Origin of the sequence: Fictibacillus barbaricus (assembly GCF_031457135.1) — a bacterium.
Lineage (GTDB): Bacteria > Bacillota > Bacilli > Bacillales > Fictibacillaceae > Fictibacillus > Fictibacillus barbaricus_A.
In genome coordinates this window covers 1-19,721 of sequence record NZ_JAVDWA010000004.1, presented here as the reverse complement: position 1 = coordinate 19,721, position 19,721 = coordinate 1, and the positions used below count along the sequence as shown (strand labels likewise).

Genomic DNA, 19,721 nt, shown 5'->3' with positions numbered 1-19,721 from the left:
CAACAAAGAAACTAAAATAAGCTACATACGAGAGGGGTACCTTATTTTCGTTGTTGGTATTGTGATTAATTTCACTTAAACTAACGGGTGCATTTCTTCAAAAAGGAGAAGTGCACTTTTTAATGGAACTTATTTAACAAACGTGCAGGTTTGTTGAAGAAATATATACGGATTTCCCAATAATAATTTATAATTATTTTAAAGTTATTGTCTGATTAAGGAGAAACCATAATGGGGTTAATAATAACTATAATAAAACTGATTAGTTTTTTGTTGTTTTTTATTTTTCTTGTTTTGGGCTTGTATGAAACCATTAAGGTGTATATGTACTTCAATAAAGAAATGAAAAAGAGAAAAGTGCTTAAAGAGGAATATAACCAGAAAGCTAAAAAGTTGTCATTATACTATCTTGTATTTGTTATAATAACAATTATTTGCAGTATATTAAAAAGCCTTTAGTACATCTCTCCTTATTCAACTAAACCAGCTAATAGTTTGTCAACATTTTCATTAAAAGCCTATATTTATTCATGATATACTAATTTTGTCCATGACAAATAACCTTCCGATATTTCTATCTTGGAAGGTTTTTCTTTTAGTTAAACGGGATCTTACTTGTCCCAACCAGCCTGAAACATGTTTATACAAGTAGGGGGTGAACAGTTTTGTTGACGGGATCAGTCCCACGGGTGCTACGTTCTACCCCGACTACCGCTATAATAAGACCAAATAAAAAAAGGTCAACCAGAAAATCTGGCTAACCTTATATTACGAACGGGTGCGTTGATTCAAGAAGGATTAACGCCTTTTCTTATGGAACATATTAAACAAACGTAGCAGGATAGCACAGCAAGTTAAAAATAACAATTTAATAAGGGTGTATGTTTTGAATAAAATAAAATGGATTAAACGGGTCGCAATTGGATTCTCAATCACTCTAGCCTTGATTTTCGCTTTAACGTATATACCTCATAAAATACTAAGCATAGAGCCAACCGAGGTTTCTAAAATCACTATCTTCGATGGAAATACTGGGATTAAAACCATAATTACCGATAAAAATAATATTAACCATATTATCAATAATTTTAACGATGTTACATTTCAAAAGGGTAAATCTTCTTTTGGGTATATGGGTTACAGTTTTAGAACTACTATTTTTGATAACGAAGGAAAAGTAACTAAAGAGTTTACAATAAATTCAAGTGATACAATTATATACAATGGTTTTTTCTTTAAAACGAAAGATAATGCAATAGAGTATGATTATCTTGAGAAATTAGTTAGTAAATAATCTTACTGGACTATCGGGTGCATTTCTCTAGGATGGAGAAGTGGACTTTGTTATTGAATTTAAAGGCAGGAGAATTGAGTTAAGTTTTCTTTTCGTTTAATTCTTTTATGCTTTATTGGAATTATAAAAAAAAAGACATGGTTTTCCCATGCCATTAACAGTATTTAAATAATCCCTTAACCCCAATAATGCCGGTACTGTTGATAAATGTATGGAGTTTGTGGGTATTGTTGAATATATTGGAGCTTTTGATATTGTTGATCGATATTTTGATGTTGAACATTTTCCATAATTCTTTCACAGTCCTTGTATGGTCCTATATATGTTGAAGGTTTTACTGGTGCAATTGCTTGCTTCCATTGATTTTCATCAAGGCAATAAGTATGAGCCATTATATTTGCAGGAGTGAATTTTAGGATGTCAGAACCTAAAATTACTTCAGGAGTAGGTGCATCAAAAATGGCTAAAAGATGAGTGTTATCCTGCAAAGCTATTTCAAAATGCCACCAACCTTGTGGAACATTTGCCACTTGTCCAGGTGTGATTGTGAAATTGAGTAATTGCTTTGTAAAAGGGTTAAATATTGATACAACAGCAGAACCCGAAATACAATAGACAAGCTCAGCTGCATTTTGGTGATAATGGGGTTCTACAACATTGCTAGTGCTAAGGAAAATGTCTAGTAGAGACACATTTTCTAGAGTATTTAACTGTTTAATACCCAGCACGTTGATAAAATTCTCGTTATCTTTTATAAACAAAGGACTTTTATTTACATCAAACGTAAATTGAGTAGATGGAGATGTATAGTCCATATATGAAACCATAAATTCATCACCTCATTTATTAGCGATAAAAACAATTTGTCATAGCATGTTATGCAATTCCCAAAATTTCGGTGTGTTCGGAGTATTTGATGATTCAGTGCTACTTTCACAATCGGGTACGTTGATCCAAGAAGGATTAACGCCTTTTTTTACGGAACTTATTAAACAAACGGGCAGGTTAGTGGAAGAAGATATGCTATAATGATGGGCGATAAATGTTATAAATTTGAAAGTTTACGAATAAGGAATTGTGACTAAGTAATGAATCATAAAAATAAAAAAAATCCATTTCGAGATATGAATTTATTTGAAAAAGTATTGGTTATTAAAGCTTTAATCCTCTTAGTTGTCATATCCTTTACGTTTGTTATAGGGAGTATATTCTTTGGGATTGTAGGCTTTTTTAATTTATTTGGAGTACGATATACGTCGCCATACTCCCTTATAGGATTTGTGTTGTTGTTGTTTCTTTTTGGTGGTGTGGTGGATTTATTCTCTATAACTTTAATCGCATGTTCATCACGATATGTATCAGGTAAATATAAATTATTTATTATACGGATGGTTATTGATTGGACATTTACTTGGCTAGCATTGCATACAGTAGATGAATATATGGAAAGCATTACAATTCCATTGAAAACAGAAATCATTGCCGTTTTATTATTATTCTTTATAGAAATTGCCTTTGATAATAAAGAAAAAACTAAAAAGTAATTTTTACTTAAATGGGGTGCGTTGATCCAAGAAGGATTAATGCCTTTTTTATGGAACTATTGAACAAACGTGCAGGATTGTAAAGTAACTTGTTTAGAGTTACTCCTTATTTCTGAAGTAAATTTAAAAAGTGGGTGTTTGTTTCAATGGATTTTAAGATTTCTGAATTACAGGGTTTTACTCATCAAATAGGTCATTTAGTTTCACAGATGGATTATGCTAGAAAGACAACGTTAGACGCTGTAAAAGGGTTAACTACCGAAGAATTAGATTTTTTGCCAAGTGAAGATTTTAATAGCATAGGAGCATTGTTATTACACATCGCAGCAATTGAAAAGGGATTTCAAATTGAGATATTTGATGGCAGAACTCCAAATCAACAAGAGATGGCTGAATGGGGAGACCCATATAGTCTTGGTGAAAAAGGAAGACAGAATATCAAGGGTAATTCCTTAGATTTTTACATCAATAAACTTGAAGAAGTACGACAAAGAACGTTACAAGAATTTGCTAAGCTAAATGACAAATGGCTGTATGAAAATAGATTATGGGATAACAACCAATCTAATAATTATTTTATTTGGTTCCACGTCTTTGAAGATGAAATTAATCATAGAGGTCAAATACGACTTATTAGAAAAATGTTGTCAGTTAGATAATAAAAAGAGTTATTCAGTTAAAGGGTGCATTTCTCTAAGAAGGAGATCTGCACTTTTTTATTGAACTTATTGAACAAACGAGCAGGATTGTTGAATACATGAATTTAAGAATTAATATATTTTTGAAAATTTCGCTTTAAAAAGGGGGAATTAATTTTGTGGTGGTTGTTAATTTTAGTCATTGTAATTTTAGTGTTAGTGTTAGCATTTATTATAGATTTCAGAAGAAAGAAAAGAAGGAATGATAAACATACAAATGGTGTTGACCCAAGTATAAGGCAAGGGAAATATGGTGGTGATTGGAATAGCGGTGATGGTCCAAATGGATTTTAACTAAGAGTAGGAAACTTTATTCCATTAAAGGGTGCATTTCTTTAGGAAACGAATGTGTTTTTTTTATTGAACTAATAAAGGCTTGTAACTTAGATTAAAAAATAAAGGAGATTACTATGTTAACGAAACAACAACTTCAAGATATTAAAAAACTACAAAAAGTGTGTGAGAATCATGATAATATACAGCTGAAACTTAACTGGGATATGCTAGAGAATCGCAAATCTTATCAACTAGACTTTTTTCATTATGAAAAAGACGAACTTGTCGCGTTTTTAGGTTTGTATCCTTTTGGTTCTACAGTCGAAGTTTGCGGCATGGTGAAACCAAGTGAGCGACGGAAGGGACATTTTCATCAGTTGTTCCAAGAAGGAATGGATACAGTTAAACAAAGCCAATACAAAAAAATCTTATTGAATACACCAGCGGAATCAAATGCTGCAAAAGCTTTTTTGTATAAACTAGGTGCTAATTATACATTTTCAGAACATCAAATGGTGTGGCAAGAAAGATCCTTAGATCCAGTAGAGGGTTTAACACTTCGACAAGCAAAAGTAGATGATTTGGACATGCGTATACGTTTGTCTGTTGAAGCATTCGGAATGTCCCAAGAAGATGCCCAATCGATGGAACATTCGTTTGACAAAGAGGGAAACACCGATATGTTAATGATCGATGTGAATAAAAAGACAGTAGGGAAAATTCGTGTTTCACGAAAAGATGGGCAAGCTTGGATATATGGATTTTCCATTTTACCAGAGCACCAAGGTAAAGGAATCGGCAGGAAAGTGTTGCGCCTAGTCATAAAAGATCAAAGTTCTGATGGGCATTCGGTACACCTAGAAGTTGAAACAAAAAATGACCATGCCCTTGGGTTATATAAAGCAGTAGGATTCAAAGTTGTACATTCACAGGATTATTATACATATTTACTTTAAAACAAGTAGACTTGATGCAGAGAAGTTTAAAAGAATTTTCTGATGTAAAAAAATGAGACTTTTCTTATTCAACAATCGGGTGAATTTCTGTAAGAAGGAGAAATGCTCTTTTTTATTGTATTTATTGAACAAACGTAGCAGGATTGTTTAATTATTCTGAAAAACAATTGAACTATAAATGGAAGAGTTGATAAAAATAAAATTGAATAGTTTGAAGTCATATATTCTCTCTACTGGTCTGGGCATTTTGGCAGGAATAATAACACGACTATCAGATTTTTTTCCGAACGACAATCTGTGGAATTTCAGTTCAATAGCCACTTTATTTGGTTTTTGGATATTTACGACAACATTAGTTATATATTTTAGTTCTTCAAATAAAAATGCTGCTATTAACGTAATCTTGTACTTGTTCAGTATGAATTTTAGCTTTTATTTTTTGTTATATTTACTTGGTTATTTTATACCTAGGTTTTACACTGAAGGTTTTCAATGGAATTTATTTATGTTGTATAATATTGTTGTCTTAGTAGGTGGTATCATTGCTTACATACTTCATTTCTGGAATAAACCGAATAAGTTAAATAGTTTATTATACGCATTACCAGTAAGCGGATTAGTTGCAGAAACAATTGGTGTGGGTATTTATTTTTATAAAAATGATACTTTTTTGTTTCAACTTATTTTCGACTTTCTTAGTCTAATTATATTAGGCGGTTGGTTCTATAAAAAAGTAAACAATAAGTTAACTTATGTTTTGAGCATTGGAATCGTATCTCTAAGTGGCTATTTTCTAATTTATCGCCCTTTTCTTTAAATTGATTTCTATAAATTTTAATGGTTTCTTATTCAACTAACGGGTGCATTTCTTCAAGAAGAAGATCTGCACCTTTACTTCAGCAAACGTGGCAGGATAGTTGAACAACCAATTAGGAGTATGTGGTAACTTGGTAAAAAAGGGGAGGTTAAATTGTTAAAGATTTTGCAGATTATTTTATCAATAATAGTCACTTCACTTGCAGGGTATGGATTGGTTACTGAGAACTTTAAATTTCAACCATATATGATATTGTTTTTAAGTTTTACGATGTTAGTAATCGGATTAAGGGAATTTCAAAAGGGACAAAAAAGTTACGGCTGGCTAAGTATAGTTGTATCTATATTTATCCTATTTGTATCAATTGAAAGTTTCTTCTTGAAGTAAATGTTACATTTCTTCAAGAAGAAGAAGTGCTTTTTTTATTGTATAAAAGAGTTAGAATCGACATGCATTTTTATAAAAGATTGAGGAGTGCTTATTTATTAAATTTAATGGATAATTTATTAAAAATAAAATATCAAAAATATTAAAGGAGAATTATCTTGTTTACACAACATGCAGGATTTTTGATTAGATTACTTGCTACTATTTTAGATGGACTTATTGTTTCATTACCTCTTTCATTAATAAGTTACTTTATTACAGGTAATATGAATGAAAACATTTACGTAAATTTTATTAATTTTCTTTATGCATTGATTGTTCCTGTCATTTGGTACGGTTATACGATAGGAAAGAAAATCACAGGAATTCGAATCGCGAAAGTCAATAGTGAAAAGCTCGGATTAGGAACGATGATCTTACGCTTAGTAGTGGCAGGGCTCGTCTATGGAATCACATTAGGAATTGGCATAATAGTTAGTGTATGCATGGTCATATTTAGAAAAGATAAACGATCACTCCATGATATTATTGCAGGAACTTATGTGACATACGAAAGACCTAATTAATCCCTTTACTTTACAAATCAATTATGAGTCATTCAACATTCGGGTGCTTTTATTCAAAAGCATCCTTTAATTTGTTTTTGATTAGTTATTAGATTGTTGAATAAACAGTGTTTGGCTTTTCCTTTCCATGCCAATACTATAATAAAATTTTAATTGGTTCATGGAGTGTGAGGTCAAATGTTATTTTCGAACGCGTGGGAGAAGTACCAGCTTGATAAAAAGATAGAAGGGTATTCATTAATAACATTAAAAACGTATTCGTATCAGTATAATTTGTTACTTCGGTATTTTGGAGACATTGATATGAATGAAGTAGCTACCGATCAGTTAAAAGCTTATTTAATTGACAAAGGAGAGCATTTAAAACAATCAAGCTTAGGGCACCGAGTTAGGTTTATTCGCTCTTTTTTCAAATGGACTCATGATGAAGGTTTTATTAATCAGAACCCTGCAGCAAAATTGAAAGAACCAAAGCTAGGCAAGAGAATTCCAAAATTCCTAACTGAACTTGAAATTGAACATTTAAGAGAATCTTGTCAAAACACTATGGAAAATGCTTTGTTTGAGTTCTTTTACTCAACAGGTTGTCGTATTGGGGAAGTAGTAAAATTAAACCGTAATGATATTAACTTTATAACAAACTCTGTTATTGTACACGGAAAAGGTGATAAAGAACGTGAAGTTTACTTTAATACTCGGTGCTCATTATGGTTAAAAAGGTATCTGGATTCAAGAGACGATACAGACCCATGTTTGTTTATCACAAATAGGAAACCTAGAAGAAGGATGAGTATTGATCTCATCAGGTACATCATAAAGCGTATATCTAGTCGTGCTATAATCATATACGCTCAATTTAGTGGGAAGCAAAGACAGGATTTTTATAGTAGATATTTCTAAAGTGCGTTTTAGTAGACGTACTTTTTTTATTGAATTTAGGATTGAGTTCAATGATATAATTTGAAATAATTGGTAATAAGCAATCGTAGCAGGATTGTTGAACATATAAATGCAATGAGAAAAAAGATATTAGTATAGTTAACCATTTATTGAGGGGGATATATGAAGATTAGAATTGGATTTACGATTGTTGCCATTGTGTTTTTATTAGTTGGTTGTTTAGAAAAGAAAGATATTGATTTAAATCAACATCCATTAAGTGCAGAAAAAGAGGGAACGTTTTCTCTTTTTGTATTAGATAAGAAATTAGATACAGTATCAAGCGACAGTTTAAGAAAACAAGGAATTTTAAATGTAAGCAAAATTAATGCTGCAACTTCATTAAAAAGTGCACAAAAAAGATACGGGTTCCTAAAATTAAAGAAATTGCCTACCTATGTGGTTTTTGACACTAAACAGGTATTGTATAAATCGAGTGATTACAAGCAGTTGCTTGATTATCTTAAAAAACATCAATAATGTGAATTAATGTTATTGAGCAATCGGGTGCGTTTATCCAAGAAGGATTAACGCCTTTTTTTATGGAACTTATTAAACAAACGTGCAGTATAGTTGAAGAAGGTTTTATTGAGAAAATGAAGAAAAAATGATGGTAGTTACCCTAATTAAAACTCAGTTGCGAGGATTAGTAATGTTAAAAAGTTATGGTGTTGTACTTATTTATTGTAATCCGCTCAATGATTTGATTATCATTTCTTGTGGGGAATCTAAAAAATTGGAAGGATTAAATAGAACGATTGATGTAGTTTCTAAGGTTAATTATCCATACAATGAACTTGAATTTTAAGAAAAATTATTAAAGTCTATGGAATTATGCCATTCAAAAGAACCAAATGTGGAGAGTAAACAGTCAATTATCGAAAGAGTTCTGGGAATCAACGGCTATGGAAAGGCAACCAAAAACTTGAAGCTAATTCAATTCGAGTGGAATAAGAAAGATGGATATGATGTTCGACCTTATCAAAGAAAACCACGTCGTGGTTATGTAATAATGGAGGAACAGATTATTCAGTTAGGCAAAAAAATAGTCCCAGGTCAATTAGCTCAAGCTGTAAAAAGAGCTATTAAAATAGCAAAACTATAATACAGTCCTTACTTCACTATCGGGTGCGTTGATCCAAGAAGGATTAATGCCTTTTTTTGGAACTTATTAAACAAACGAGCAGGATTGTTAAATAAGAAATGATAATATTTTAATCGAATTCTTATTTTACAAGCCTGAATGAACCATAAGATTGGTGTGTGTCTTTATTGAATATCTTTGAAAAGTTTAACCTCTTAATACAACATGAAAAAAAGATGAAATTCTTAATCTACTGTATGACTTTAGAGGCAAGAAGACACTTTCTAATTTCAAATGTACTAGCCATTCAAAGAAAAACAGAACAAGTTTATGAAAATCATGTGAAGTTGGTTAAGTGGGAAAAAAATTTTTATATCCAGATATACTACATTGGTTTGTTTCGGACAGTTAGCGGAAAAAATTTATTTTTTGAAAAATATCACTGTAAGGCATGGGATTTTAAAGGGTTTTGGAGAAATGTAGTTCAAAAATTTGATTTCTTTAATTTGGAGGTAAGATTAGATGAATATAAAATTTGATCAAAACAACGTCGTTATTAAACTCTGTATGAGTGGGATGAACATGGAAGATGGCGGAAATGTTGAAGGTGCAATCACGATGTTTCATCAAGCATGGCACGAAGCAAAAGACGACTATGAAAGGTTTATTGCAGCTTATCATTTGGCTCGTAAACAAAAGAGTATTACAGACAAATTGAAATGGATGGAAACCTCTTTACAGTGTGCACTAAATATAAATGATGATAATGTTAAGAGTGCAACCTCAACGTTATATTTAAACATTGCCAAATGCTATGAGGAGTTGGGTGATTCTGATAATGCAAAAAGAAATTATGAATTGTCAAACTCATATCGCGGTGCACCTTCTGATGAAGGTCCATTTTATCATGGAACAAAGGCAGATTTACAGGTTGGTGATTTGCTGACAGCGGGTGGAAATTCAAATTACAAACCTGGGATTAAAATGAACCACATTTATTTCACTGCTAATACCAATGGTGCAGGACTTGCAGCAGCATTAGCAAAAGGAGAAGGAAGAGAACGCGTTTATAAAATAGAACCAACAGGTGAATTTGAAAACGACCCAAATGTTACTGACAAAAAGTTCCCGGGTAACTTAACACGATCTTATCGTTCTCAAGAACCTTTAAGAATTATTGGTGAAGAAACTGAGTGGGCGAAACTGACAACTACGGAGCGAAGTGAATGGCACAAAAATTTGGCCGAAAACAAGGGCGAAATTATTAACTGAATATATTTCAAATGGAGTAAAACGGGTGCATTTCTGTAATATGAAATGTACCCTTTCTTTATGGATTGGGCCGGATTGTTGAAGATGTAGTGTGGCACTAATAGTGGAGAGCCTTATCATAAGTAAATGAGGTTTTTATTCTATAAAAAGAAATAAATGACACCTAGACCGCACTATGTCTAGGTGTCTGTTTATTGTGTCATGAGATGTATCCGAAGTCTTAAGTAACGGTGTTAGGAAATTTTGTCCTTGTAAAGAGCTTCACTTAATTTAGTTTCATTTTTTTGGTCATTTGATTCGGATAAATAAAAATCTTGTTTATCCAAGAATACGGTTGCCAAGGTACCCCCAACCAGACCCCAGAATGGCGCTCCGATATGGAGAATAGAGATCCCAGAGATTGTAATTATAAAAGAAAAGAGGGCGCCTGATTTGAAGGGACCAGAGAAACTCATTTTCAAAGAGTCAACCAGTACACTAATCATGGCGATGCCACCTAGTAATTGAATTAATGAGGCAGGAATGACATGTGGAATTTGCGAAGCTATTGGAGAGAATAGAGCAAATAGACAGGATAATACTCCTAATACAATAGCAGCGACATACCTATGTTCAAGTTTGCCTGATTCTTTATTAACAAGTAAGCCCGTCATGGGACCTGCAATACAGGCTGGGTGGCCTCCAAAAAAAGCATTAATAATGGTGCCGATTCCGCTCCAATTGGTCATGGCTTTGATCGGTGGACGATAGCCATGGGTCTCTAACATAGCAATCCCTTGGGCATTTTGTATGGCAATAACCGTTAAGAGTAACGGAATGACAAGTTCCCCTACAACGGAAAAACTAAATGATGGGATGATAAAATGGGGAATGCCCATTTTTATATGAAGAGGCTGTACAGAAACGTTCGGCAAAAATTTAAGACAAAGAATTGCTGCAATGATGGCCCCTAATATAGGCGGAAATTTTTTTGAAAATCGCAAGAAAAAAGAAAGAGCAAAAAAGACAAATAACGGGATTCCGTTGAGTAAAGGATTTTTTACAACCGAGCCGATCATTCCAGTTCCGAAAGGGAGTAAGACGCCTGACACCATTCCCATCATAACCGGCATAGGCAAAACCTTCATCAATTTTGTAACAAAACCAGATAATCCTAAAAGAAAAATAAGGATCCCGGTTATAATATAGGCACCAACCACCTGGTTGAAAGAATAATGGGTTAAGCTTGAGCCGACAAGAATGGCTCCAGGTATAGAAAAGGCGTAGCCTATGGGCTGCCCATAATATAAGGAGACGATGAGCGTTAGGAGTCCCCCCATTCCATAAATGGCGAAAATCCATGAGCTGGTTATGCTACCAGACAAATGACCTTTTGCAGCAGCTTGTAATACAATTAATAATGGTCCTGCTGAACCAAAAAGCCAGGCCACAAATCCATTCGATATATTCCCAACCGATAAAAGCTTTGGAAATTGTATGGTATTTTTTTTGAACAACAAAGTCACACTCCTTCAACATATGAATCACACTAAATCTTAGTGTATACTCAATTTATCGATACTTAAAATATCTGTTTTATCTTTTTACTATATCTTTTGGGTATGATGGAGGTTTCATCTTGGATATTCGACAGTTAAAATACTTTGTAACTATAGCAGAAGAAGGTAAAATCACGACCGCTGCAAAGAAATTAAATATGGCTCAACCCCCTTTGAGCAAACAACTCAAACAAATGGAAGAAGAGCTAGGCGTCGTTTTATTTGATCGGGATAACAAAAGTCTTAATTTAACCTTGGAGGGGGAAAGATTACTTCTTCGAGCAAAAGAACTATTAAATAAACTTGATGAAACAATGGTTGAAGTTCAAGAATTGAGGAAAGGCGCCAGTGGGATTTTATCTGTTGGATCCAATCTTTATTGTGCATCTTTAATTCTTTCTAAGGTGGTAGAGATTCGTGAGAAAAATCCTGGTCTTACATTCAAAGTATGGGAGGGTGAAACGATTCATCTCATAAAAATGTTATCGAAACGTCAGATTGAGATTGCGATAACAAATAGTCCAATAACAGAAAAAAGCATCTCTCAAATGACATTGAAAAGTGATCCATATGTGCTTGTTTTGCCTGAAAAATGGACGTGGAGTGGATCAGAACAATGCAGGTTAGAGGAAATCATCGATTTGCCATTGATCCTTCTGCGACCAAACTATGGTTTAGGTGCCTATGGACAAATTGTCAATGAATTTCAACGGTTAGATTTAGAACCAAATATATTATGCGAATGTCAGGATTTAATTATGTTACTGGGTCTCGTTTCATCGGGGTTTGGTGCAACGATCTTACCCCTCTCGTTATTATCCCTCCATTCTATGGGAGGATTGAGAGTCATTCAGCTAAAGGATCAGACCTTAATATCTGAACCCAAAGTAATTTGGAGAAAGAATAGTTACTTATCAAAAGCAGCAAAAGAATTTTTAAAACTTTTTTAGACACCAAAATTGTTTACTCAAAAGTAAAAGACTTCAACGTTGAAACATGGATTAAAAAGCGAAGCAATTTTGTAAAGTGTTATTCCACGATCGGGTGCATTTCTTCAAGAAGGAGAAATGCTTTTTTTATGGAATGGAATGAACTAAAGACAATCCAAACAACTAGGAGATAGATATATGAACATTGTGAAACAGAATCGCAAAGCTTGGGACAAAAAAGTAGAAGAAGGTTCGGTATATACAAAGGCTGTATCCAAAGAGATTATCGAAAAGAGCAAAATAGGAGAATGGAAGATTACTGTAACAGCAGGAAAACCAGTACCGAAAAGTTGGTTTCCTAGTTCTTTAAAAGGACTAAAGATACTCTGTCTAGCTTCTGGAGGTGGACAACAAGGCCCTGTCCTAGCAGCCACTGGGGCAGAAGTAACCGTTTTGGACATTTCTAGAAAACAATTAGAAAAAGATGAATTAGTTGCTACGGAAAATGATTTAGAGCTAACTACGATACAGGGAGATATGTCTGATCTATCTGTATTTGGTGATGAATCTTTTGATCTTATTGTGCATCCAGTAGCAAACTTATTTGTTGAAGATATAACTCCTGTTTGGAAGGAAGCATCTAGAGTATTAAAAGACAAGGGCGTTCTTATTTCGGGATTTACTAATCCTCTATTGTTTATTTTTGATGACGAAGAGGATATGAAGGGGAATCTTGTTGTGAAAAACTCAATTCCTTCATCCACGCTAGATCAGATGACTAGTGAAGAAATAACTGAACATTTGATGGCTAATAAGACTATTGAGTACGGTCATAGTTTAGAGGCACAAATACAGGGGCAGATTGACGCTGGTTTTGTTATTGCAGGTTTATACGAAGATGATTTTGGTGGAAGTCGACCACTCGATAAATTTATAAAATGCTTTGTAGCAACTCGTGCGGTCAAAATGAAATTCTAGTAATAACTTTTTTATTCAACGGTGCATTTCTTCAAGAAGTAGAAGTGTAATTTTTATTGAACTTATCCAACGAACGTGTAGGATTGTTGAGTAAGTGTAGAATAGAAACTTTATCTTAGGAGTTGGATATATGAGTCGAATACTAGTTATGGGCGGAACTGAATTTGTTAGTAAGGCATTAGTGGTTCATTTAATTTCTAAGGGTTATGAAGTAGATATCCTAACAAGAGGAAAACGAGTTATTGACTATGAGGGAGTTCATAAACATTATATTTGTAACAGGAGAAATAAAAATGAACTATTTAATACTTTAAATGAAATAGAGTATGATTATGTATTTGACATTTCCGCTTATACCGAGGAAGATGTTCGATTTCTAACTTCTGTGATAAATCCAAATAGACTTAAGAGATATGTGTTTTGTAGCTCTGGTGCGGTCTATAAATCTTCTGAATCACGTTTATCAGAGACTGCTGAAACGGGTTACAACCCAAATTGGGGACAATATGGTGAAGATAAGAAAAATGCAGAAGATTATTTGATTCAATTATACAAAATCAAAGGGTTCCCTATAATCATTTTTCGTCCTCCATATATTTATGGGGAAGGGAACAACCTGTATAGAGAAGCATTTCTGTTTGAACGTATTCAATATAAACTACCTATACCTTATCCAGGTGATGGTAACACCTTAGTACAGTTTATACACATTGATGACCTTGTTAACGTATTTTCAAGTACGATTTTTAACGAGAATTCAATTGGACAGGTATATAATTTGGCAAACTCTGAAGAGGTATCTTGGCGACAATTAATCAAAACAGCTATTTCGGTATTAGAACAAGAGGTCCCTAAGGTGGAAATTTCAACGACCAAAATGAATGAAATAGGAGTTGTGCCAAGGGAGTTTTTCCCATTTCGTGATAATACGTTTTTGATGTCAACGGAAAAACTTAAAAATTCAGGGTTGTATTCACCTGAAATTAACCTGAAGGTGGGAATATTAAAAGCATATCAATGGTACCAAAAACAAAACCACCTACCGAATTACGATAAAATGCCAAAGGTGGACTATGTAATAGATAGTACAAAAGTTAACAAAATATAACTTTCTTCAACTAACGGGTGCTTTTCTTCAAGAAGGAGAAGTACTCTTTTTTTATTTGAAGTTACTGAACTAACGAAGCTGAGTTAGTTGATGAAGAAATACCAATAATCGGTAGAATGAAAAAGCAGTCATCAACATATTTGAGGTATAATGAAATATATAAATTAAAGGTAAATTGGAGAAATTTTTATGAAGTTAAATACTTTTTTTGAACCTGTATCTAATCTTTCAAAAAAGCAAAAAATATTGCGGGTGTTTTTCTTTCTTATTTTATTTACTGATATTATCACTCGTAGTCTAAAAATTGGTTCAATGTTAGTTCAAAATATAATTGATTCAGTAATGGGGTTATGTCTATTTGCTTTCGTCATTGAAATGCTGTTTTTAAAGAAAAAAAATTATCATTTACTTGATTTAGTTATAAAGCTTAAGGGTGCAAGAATTGAAGAACGATATGATGAGTCATCTGAAGACTAGTTACCTAGAAATGTAACAGGGTTTTTGAATAAGGTATGAAATGATGACTTTTGTATAATTACGGGGATAAATCCAATATCATAAGGAGATTACATGATGAAAATAGGTATTACACACTTAGTTTTATTGATTCTGTTCTCAATTCTGTTATTTTTTTGTGTAGGTTATATATTTGGGATTCAAGAAGAATATGGAGCGATTACATATTTGTTAACCCTACTAACTTCACACCTTATACTTGATAAAAATAATTGGCTTGTGGATTTTTTTCTTTCTTTTAATAATGAATCCGAAAAAAATAAGTAATGTCTAAAAGGGTATATTTTCCAAATGCCATCCATCTCTTGTTACTATAGCGGATGTCAACATTAATTCATATTTGGTAATACTAATTCTACATAAATAGTAAATGGGAAAACCATTACTAATCAGTACACAAAGGTTTAAGGTGTTAAATCACAGTGATGGTTTCTCCTACCCTATGACGGAGTGTCCTTTCTACTGATAGTCATATTTGATTATTTTACATACACATTACAAATGATTTATTAAATCTAAATAGTACTGCTTTAACTGTTCTTTCAGAGAGGCTGGCTCCACTATTTTTATAGACTTACCAAAACTAGATAAATACTGAATGATAAATTTTGTTTCAGTTGGCTCATACGTTCCCATCAAATACATATTTTCATTTTCATGTACTACTTTCATGGAAGGATATTGTTGTTGTTTAAATAATTCTAAACTTGTTTCTGTAATCAAGCATTTAAAACGGGAGGCTTGTTCTGAGGGTTTCCAGAGACTATGGACGTTATATATATTTATTTCTTTTAAATCTTCGGCAATGTCAAGTTCTATTGCTTCTAATGAGGTAATTCTGTCGCAGCGAAAAACACGATAAGCTTTTTTATCTAAATCATAAGCTTGGCAGTACCAATAACCTTTCATTGCATAAATGGATATAGGCAGTATGCACCGGGTTGTTGTTTTATAGGGGGTTGTGTATTGTAGTTTTAAAGCTTTAGTGTGAACCGCAGCTATCAAGAGTTCCTCCAGGTAAACACATTCATACATCTGTTCAGTGTGGTAGAAAGATACTCTCTTTTGAAAGCTTTCGATTTGATCACGATGCTTTTGTGAAACGCCATTTAAAAACTTCTCATTAATAGAATGAAAAGATATTTGAAAAGGACTACTTGTGAAGCTTTGCAGCGCTTGCATGGCAAAATAAAGCGCAAATACCTCGTGGCTCGTAAAGGAAATCGGTGGTAATGTCATCGATTTCAGTAATCGATACCCTCCATACCGACCATAATCTACTAAAAGAGGAACACCGATTTCCTCTAATGATGCAATATCACGTAGCGCTGTCCTTTTAGAAATTTGAAATTCATTTATTAAATCTTTCAATGTGAACATTTGTTTTTGATTGATAAAATGTAACATCTGATTTAAACGCTCAACTTTTTTCATAAAAAATCTCCTTATAGGTGCCAGCTCCTGTCACCTTATGATTTTATACTGATAAGTGTAAAGAACATCTACAAAGGAGGCAATAGAATGAATTTTGAAGTAATTCCTTTTTTATCGTTTAATGGGCACGGGGCTCTTGCAATTGCATTTTATGAACAGTATTTAGGGGCAGAGGTCTTATTTAAGAAAAGCTATAAAGAAATGAAAGAGATTAATCCGCGGTTTGAGTATGAAGAAGGTCAGGATGACTATATAACGCATTCTGTTTTACAAATTGGCAGTAACAAAATCATGATTGCTGAAGAAGAAATGGACTCAACTCGTCCATGGCAATTAAGTAATAGCTCATCTTTATGTATTCAATCTAAAGATTTCTCAGTCATTGAAACAATCTATCATAATCTAATTAAGCATAATCAAGTCCATATCTTAAAACCTTTTAAAGCAAATTCATTTAGCCCTGGCTATAGCATAGTGCGAGATCCTTTTGGGGTCATTATCCAATTAACCGTAACCAAGCATGACTTTTAAGTAGATAATATTGAGGTTGTAATGCTCTAATATTTGGCGCAGCCCTTGAAGTATGAATTTGTGTTTTTTCTAGTAAAGTCCAAATACAATGTAGTTAAGAATTTATGCATTGAATTTACACTAATTTACAGAAAATGTCACCATAATTAAAATAAAATGCGATGAAGAGAAGAGTAAACCGAAAGTTTCTTTACAGAGAGCTCCTGTTTGCTGAAAAGGGAGTAAGGACCATCGATTGAAACAAGTCTCTGAGTGTCAAGTTGGATCCTTTAATGGGTGATAGCGTGACAGAGCTCCTGTTATAGAGCTAAGGTATAAGCAATATTGCCGTACCTGATAAGGTTAATATGGTGACATATGAATAAACTGGGGTGGTACCACGATTATATAATCTCGTCCCCAAGACAAATGTCTTGGGGGTGGGATTTTTTTAATGGGTAGGAAGAAGCAAACGATTTTGGAGGTGTTTTAATGTTAAAATCTTGTTTGAAAAACCTTGTATATATTATTGAACATAAAATAAATGTTCTTGTTGAATGTTGGAAAGAAGGGCTTTATCTACAAGGAATCACACACGATTTGTCAAAATTTTCTCCAGCTGAATTTTTACCTTACGCGATAAAATTCTCCACCGATAGAGAAATAAGTGCCAATGAAGAATTGAAATGGAAGTATGCTTGGCTACACCATCAACACAAGAATAAACATCATTCGGATTATTGGGTTGTTGATCCAAAGAATAAACAGGCACTGCCAATGCCTAGAAAATATCTCATTGAAATGGTTTGTGATTGGCAGTCTTTTTCAAGGAAATGGGGGAAGAAAGTTAAAAATTCTCAACTAGATTTAACAGATCACCTCATATTACATCCTGATACAAGAAGAGAACTTAGGATAATAATGAATAAGTCTGATGTTAAATGTGATGAAAATATTTCATCACATTAGACAGAAGAAACGTTTTGCTGAGGAAGAGTAAAAAGATAATGACCAATTTGGGATAAGTTAACCACAAATGTTACTACGCAATCGGGCGCTTTTATTGAATCATCGGAGCTATGCTGCAGCTCTTTTTATTAAACAAACGGGCAGGAAAAATAATAATAAGCAAATAATGAAAAGCCAGCTTAACATGCTGGCTTTATCTATTTTCAAGTTAAGATTCAGTTGTTTGTTGACACCCGAGAGGAGGTGGTGGACTTAACGGCTTCATCCAAGGACTTACATTTTTTTGTTCTTTTTCTCTATTCATTTCTTTTCCTCCTTAGGATGCTGTCGCATCCTTAAAACCAATTAAAAGGTGAAGTCTATTTTATTAAATAAAAAGATTCTTTATTGGTGTTACTTTTAATATATGACTTTGCGCTAAGACATGTGTCATCTTAATAGAATTAAAATGATATTATCATCGAAATTAATAAGTAAGGAGTATATTAACTACTTTCATCCCTATGTTGATGCACAATTTTTAATTTCCATAAAGGGGAAAAAACCATGGGAAAGTCTCTCCCAAAATTTGCTGTGATGAGGGTAGTCTTCTTGATTGACCTGTCAGCATGTAAGCCAGCAAATAATGTAAATAACAAAAATGGGGAAAATGCTAATACGTTTAAAATTCCTAATTCCTTTGAAGTTGCATTTGATATTCCTAATGCATAAAGAGGGAACGCAACATTTGAGATTTGCGACCCAAATAGATAGATTGTTTCTCTTGACTATGAATTGAATGGAATCCGAATTACACAGTCAGCAATTCCTTTAAAAAGTACTATTTAAAGAGAAAACCTCAGCGATTGAAAACGGAAGAAGAAATAGTTGCTATGCATGAACATATGAAAAATGATAGGTATTTAGTAAATTAGTAAAAAAGAGTTAATTGATATTTATAATACTTATTTACCAAGTAATCAATTCAAAATACACCTTTGTTGGAGATATTCACTAGTATGGCACATGCCTGTTGATTGAATTTTGTTAAAGTGTTAAGTTTCTCCACTATCGGGTGCGTTTCTTGAAGATGAGAATATCTTTTTTAGTTGAACTCCGAAGATGTATGGTACAAACTAATATAAAATTAAACGGATAACGGTGGTTTTAATGTCAATGTATTTTCAAATCTTAATAGTAGGTATCTTAATATTTTTGTCCGTATTCTTAAAGGATAAAGCTAATTGGAGGAAACATCTTCTTAGATTGGTTTATTTTGTTGTTTGTTTATCAATATTTTATTTTATATTGAACGTATTAATAGACAGACTATTGCACTAACGGGGCAGGATTGTTGAAGAAGGAGATAATTAATAACTCTCGAATTTTTAATCAATCTTTTATGAAAAGAAGTGATTTCTATATGAAATATCAACAAAAAGAGTTTTCAGAGGATTTATTGGAGAAAATCAGAAATACCGAAGCTGCTTTAAAAGACCATATTGATCGTTTGTTATTGAAGTATAAACCTGTTTTTGCTAAGAAGAATTTAGATTTTGATGCTGGGTTTTATAAAGAGGGTAACGACCCTTTTATGACTGAATATCGTTCCTCGATTTCGATTGGAATTTCTGAAGATAATGAGGAACTTATTGATTTACATACAATTAACATATGGGAATGCAATCGTTATTTTTTAGGAATGCCCACTTCAAAAAAAATTCCTGGCAGTAAAATTATTGGTGAATTACTTGATGAGACGATTGAAGATGTTAAAGAAGAATTGAAAGAATATATTAATGACTTTTTAGAAGAGTAACGTATGATTTTATTCCACAAAACCAGCTAATAGTTTGTCAACATTTTTCATTAAAAGCCTACAATTATTCATGTTATACTGAATTTGTCCATGACAAATAACCTTCCG

The 19,721-nt window shown here is 33.0% G+C and carries 22 protein-coding genes and 1 other annotated feature; of the genes, 19 read left to right on the top strand and 3 right to left on the bottom strand.

What is annotated here, in order from left to right; translation table 11 throughout:
- Positions 1-877 precede the first annotated feature (877 nt).
- Positions 878-1,294 (top strand): hypothetical protein, encoded by a 417-nt coding sequence (locus tag J2X07_RS12525; protein ID WP_396194149.1) that lies wholly within the window; start codon positions 878-880, stop codon positions 1,292-1,294.
- A 176-nt stretch (positions 1,295-1,470) separates the two neighbouring features.
- Here J2X07_RS12525 and J2X07_RS12520 read toward each other — a convergent pair whose 3' ends face one another.
- Positions 1,471-2,121, bottom strand: a complete 651-nt coding sequence (locus J2X07_RS12520) for a cupin domain-containing protein (protein WP_310259097.1) — start codon at positions 2,119-2,121, stop codon at positions 1,471-1,473.
- A 261-nt stretch (positions 2,122-2,382) separates the two neighbouring features.
- Here J2X07_RS12520 and J2X07_RS12515 point away from each other — a divergent pair, with 261 nt between their 5' ends.
- From J2X07_RS12515 to arr, 10 genes are all read left to right on the top strand, one after another.
- The gene (locus J2X07_RS12515) at positions 2,383-2,838 is read left to right on the top strand and encodes a YrvL family regulatory protein (RefSeq protein WP_310259095.1); all 456 of its coding nucleotides are present in this window, start codon (positions 2,383-2,385) and stop codon (positions 2,836-2,838) included.
- A 146-nt stretch (positions 2,839-2,984) separates the two neighbouring features.
- Entirely contained in the window at positions 2,985-3,497 is a 513-nt protein-coding gene (locus tag J2X07_RS12510; protein ID WP_310259092.1) for a DinB family protein, read from the top strand.
- A 156-nt stretch (positions 3,498-3,653) separates the two neighbouring features.
- Positions 3,654-3,830 carry a hypothetical protein gene (locus J2X07_RS12505; protein WP_310259091.1) on the top strand — a complete coding sequence of 59 codons (177 nt, stop codon included), beginning with the start codon at positions 3,654-3,656 and terminating at the stop codon, positions 3,828-3,830.
- A gap of 116 nt (positions 3,831-3,946) precedes the next feature.
- Positions 3,947-4,768, top strand: coding sequence for a GNAT family N-acetyltransferase (locus J2X07_RS12500; protein WP_310259089.1), 822 nt, complete (start codon positions 3,947-3,949; stop codon positions 4,766-4,768).
- 1,063 nt (positions 4,769-5,831) lie between these two features.
- Positions 5,832-5,972, top strand: coding sequence for a YczI family protein (locus J2X07_RS12495; RefSeq protein WP_310259815.1), 141 nt, complete (start codon positions 5,832-5,834; stop codon positions 5,970-5,972).
- A gap of 155 nt (positions 5,973-6,127) precedes the next feature.
- On the top strand, positions 6,128-6,538 hold the full coding sequence (locus J2X07_RS12490; protein WP_396194260.1) for an RDD family protein: 411 nt from the start codon (positions 6,128-6,130) through the stop codon (positions 6,536-6,538).
- A 177-nt stretch (positions 6,539-6,715) separates the two neighbouring features.
- Positions 6,716-7,438 (top strand): tyrosine-type recombinase/integrase, encoded by a 723-nt coding sequence (locus J2X07_RS12485; protein ID WP_310259085.1) that lies wholly within the window; start codon positions 6,716-6,718, stop codon positions 7,436-7,438.
- Between the two features lie 162 nt (positions 7,439-7,600).
- On the top strand, positions 7,601-7,957 hold the full coding sequence (locus J2X07_RS12480; protein ID WP_310259083.1) for a hypothetical protein: 357 nt from the start codon (positions 7,601-7,603) through the stop codon (positions 7,955-7,957).
- A 376-nt stretch (positions 7,958-8,333) separates the two neighbouring features.
- Complete coding sequence (locus J2X07_RS12475; RefSeq protein ID WP_310259081.1) at positions 8,334-8,582, top strand: hypothetical protein; 249 nt, start codon at positions 8,334-8,336, stop codon at positions 8,580-8,582.
- A gap of 501 nt (positions 8,583-9,083) precedes the next feature.
- Positions 9,084-9,833, top strand: coding sequence for an NAD(+)--rifampin ADP-ribosyltransferase (gene arr / locus J2X07_RS19985; RefSeq protein ID WP_396194145.1), 750 nt, complete (start codon positions 9,084-9,086; stop codon positions 9,831-9,833).
- Between the two features lie 233 nt (positions 9,834-10,066).
- Here arr and J2X07_RS12465 read toward each other — a convergent pair whose 3' ends face one another.
- Positions 10,067-11,329: a benzoate/H(+) symporter BenE family transporter gene (locus J2X07_RS12465; RefSeq protein ID WP_310259079.1), complete on the bottom strand. Its 1,263-nt coding sequence runs from the start codon at positions 11,327-11,329 to the stop codon at positions 10,067-10,069.
- A gap of 122 nt (positions 11,330-11,451) precedes the next feature.
- Between J2X07_RS12465 and J2X07_RS12460 the strand changes: the two genes are divergently transcribed.
- From J2X07_RS12460 to J2X07_RS12445, 4 genes are all read left to right on the top strand, one after another.
- Positions 11,452-12,321, top strand: coding sequence for a LysR family transcriptional regulator (locus tag J2X07_RS12460; protein WP_310259077.1), 870 nt, complete (start codon positions 11,452-11,454; stop codon positions 12,319-12,321).
- A 177-nt stretch (positions 12,322-12,498) separates the two neighbouring features.
- Positions 12,499-13,278 (top strand): class I SAM-dependent methyltransferase, encoded by a 780-nt coding sequence (locus tag J2X07_RS12455; protein WP_310259075.1) that lies wholly within the window; start codon positions 12,499-12,501, stop codon positions 13,276-13,278.
- A gap of 130 nt (positions 13,279-13,408) precedes the next feature.
- Entirely contained in the window at positions 13,409-14,386 is a 978-nt protein-coding gene (locus J2X07_RS12450; RefSeq protein ID WP_310259073.1) for an NAD-dependent epimerase/dehydratase family protein, read from the top strand.
- Positions 14,387-14,575: 189 nt separating this feature from the next.
- Positions 14,576-14,863, top strand: coding sequence for a hypothetical protein (locus tag J2X07_RS12445; protein WP_310259071.1), 288 nt, complete (start codon positions 14,576-14,578; stop codon positions 14,861-14,863).
- A gap of 534 nt (positions 14,864-15,397) precedes the next feature.
- Here J2X07_RS12445 and J2X07_RS12440 read toward each other — a convergent pair.
- A complete protein-coding gene (locus J2X07_RS12440) occupies positions 15,398-16,336 on the bottom strand; it encodes a helix-turn-helix transcriptional regulator (RefSeq protein WP_310259069.1) in 939 nt (312 codons plus the stop codon).
- An 87-nt stretch (positions 16,337-16,423) separates the two neighbouring features.
- On the opposite strand from J2X07_RS12440, the gene J2X07_RS12435 reads away from it, so the two are divergent.
- From J2X07_RS12435 to J2X07_RS12420, 4 genes are all read left to right on the top strand, one after another.
- Entirely contained in the window at positions 16,424-16,867 is a 444-nt protein-coding gene (locus J2X07_RS12435) for a VOC family protein (RefSeq protein ID WP_310259067.1), read from the top strand.
- A 152-nt stretch (positions 16,868-17,019) separates the two neighbouring features.
- Positions 17,020-17,271: a binding site (T-box leader), on the top strand.
- Positions 17,272-17,338: 67 nt separating this feature from the next.
- Positions 17,339-17,815 carry a DUF5662 family protein gene (locus tag J2X07_RS12430; protein ID WP_310259065.1) on the top strand — a complete coding sequence of 159 codons (477 nt, stop codon included), beginning with the start codon at positions 17,339-17,341 and terminating at the stop codon, positions 17,813-17,815.
- 546 nt (positions 17,816-18,361) lie between these two features.
- A complete protein-coding gene (locus tag J2X07_RS12425; protein WP_310259063.1) occupies positions 18,362-18,526 on the top strand; it encodes a hypothetical protein in 165 nt (54 codons plus the stop codon).
- Between the two features lie 691 nt (positions 18,527-19,217).
- On the top strand, positions 19,218-19,613 hold the full coding sequence (locus tag J2X07_RS12420; protein WP_310259061.1) for a hypothetical protein: 396 nt from the start codon (positions 19,218-19,220) through the stop codon (positions 19,611-19,613).
- The last annotated feature ends 108 nt before the right edge of the window (positions 19,614-19,721 follow it).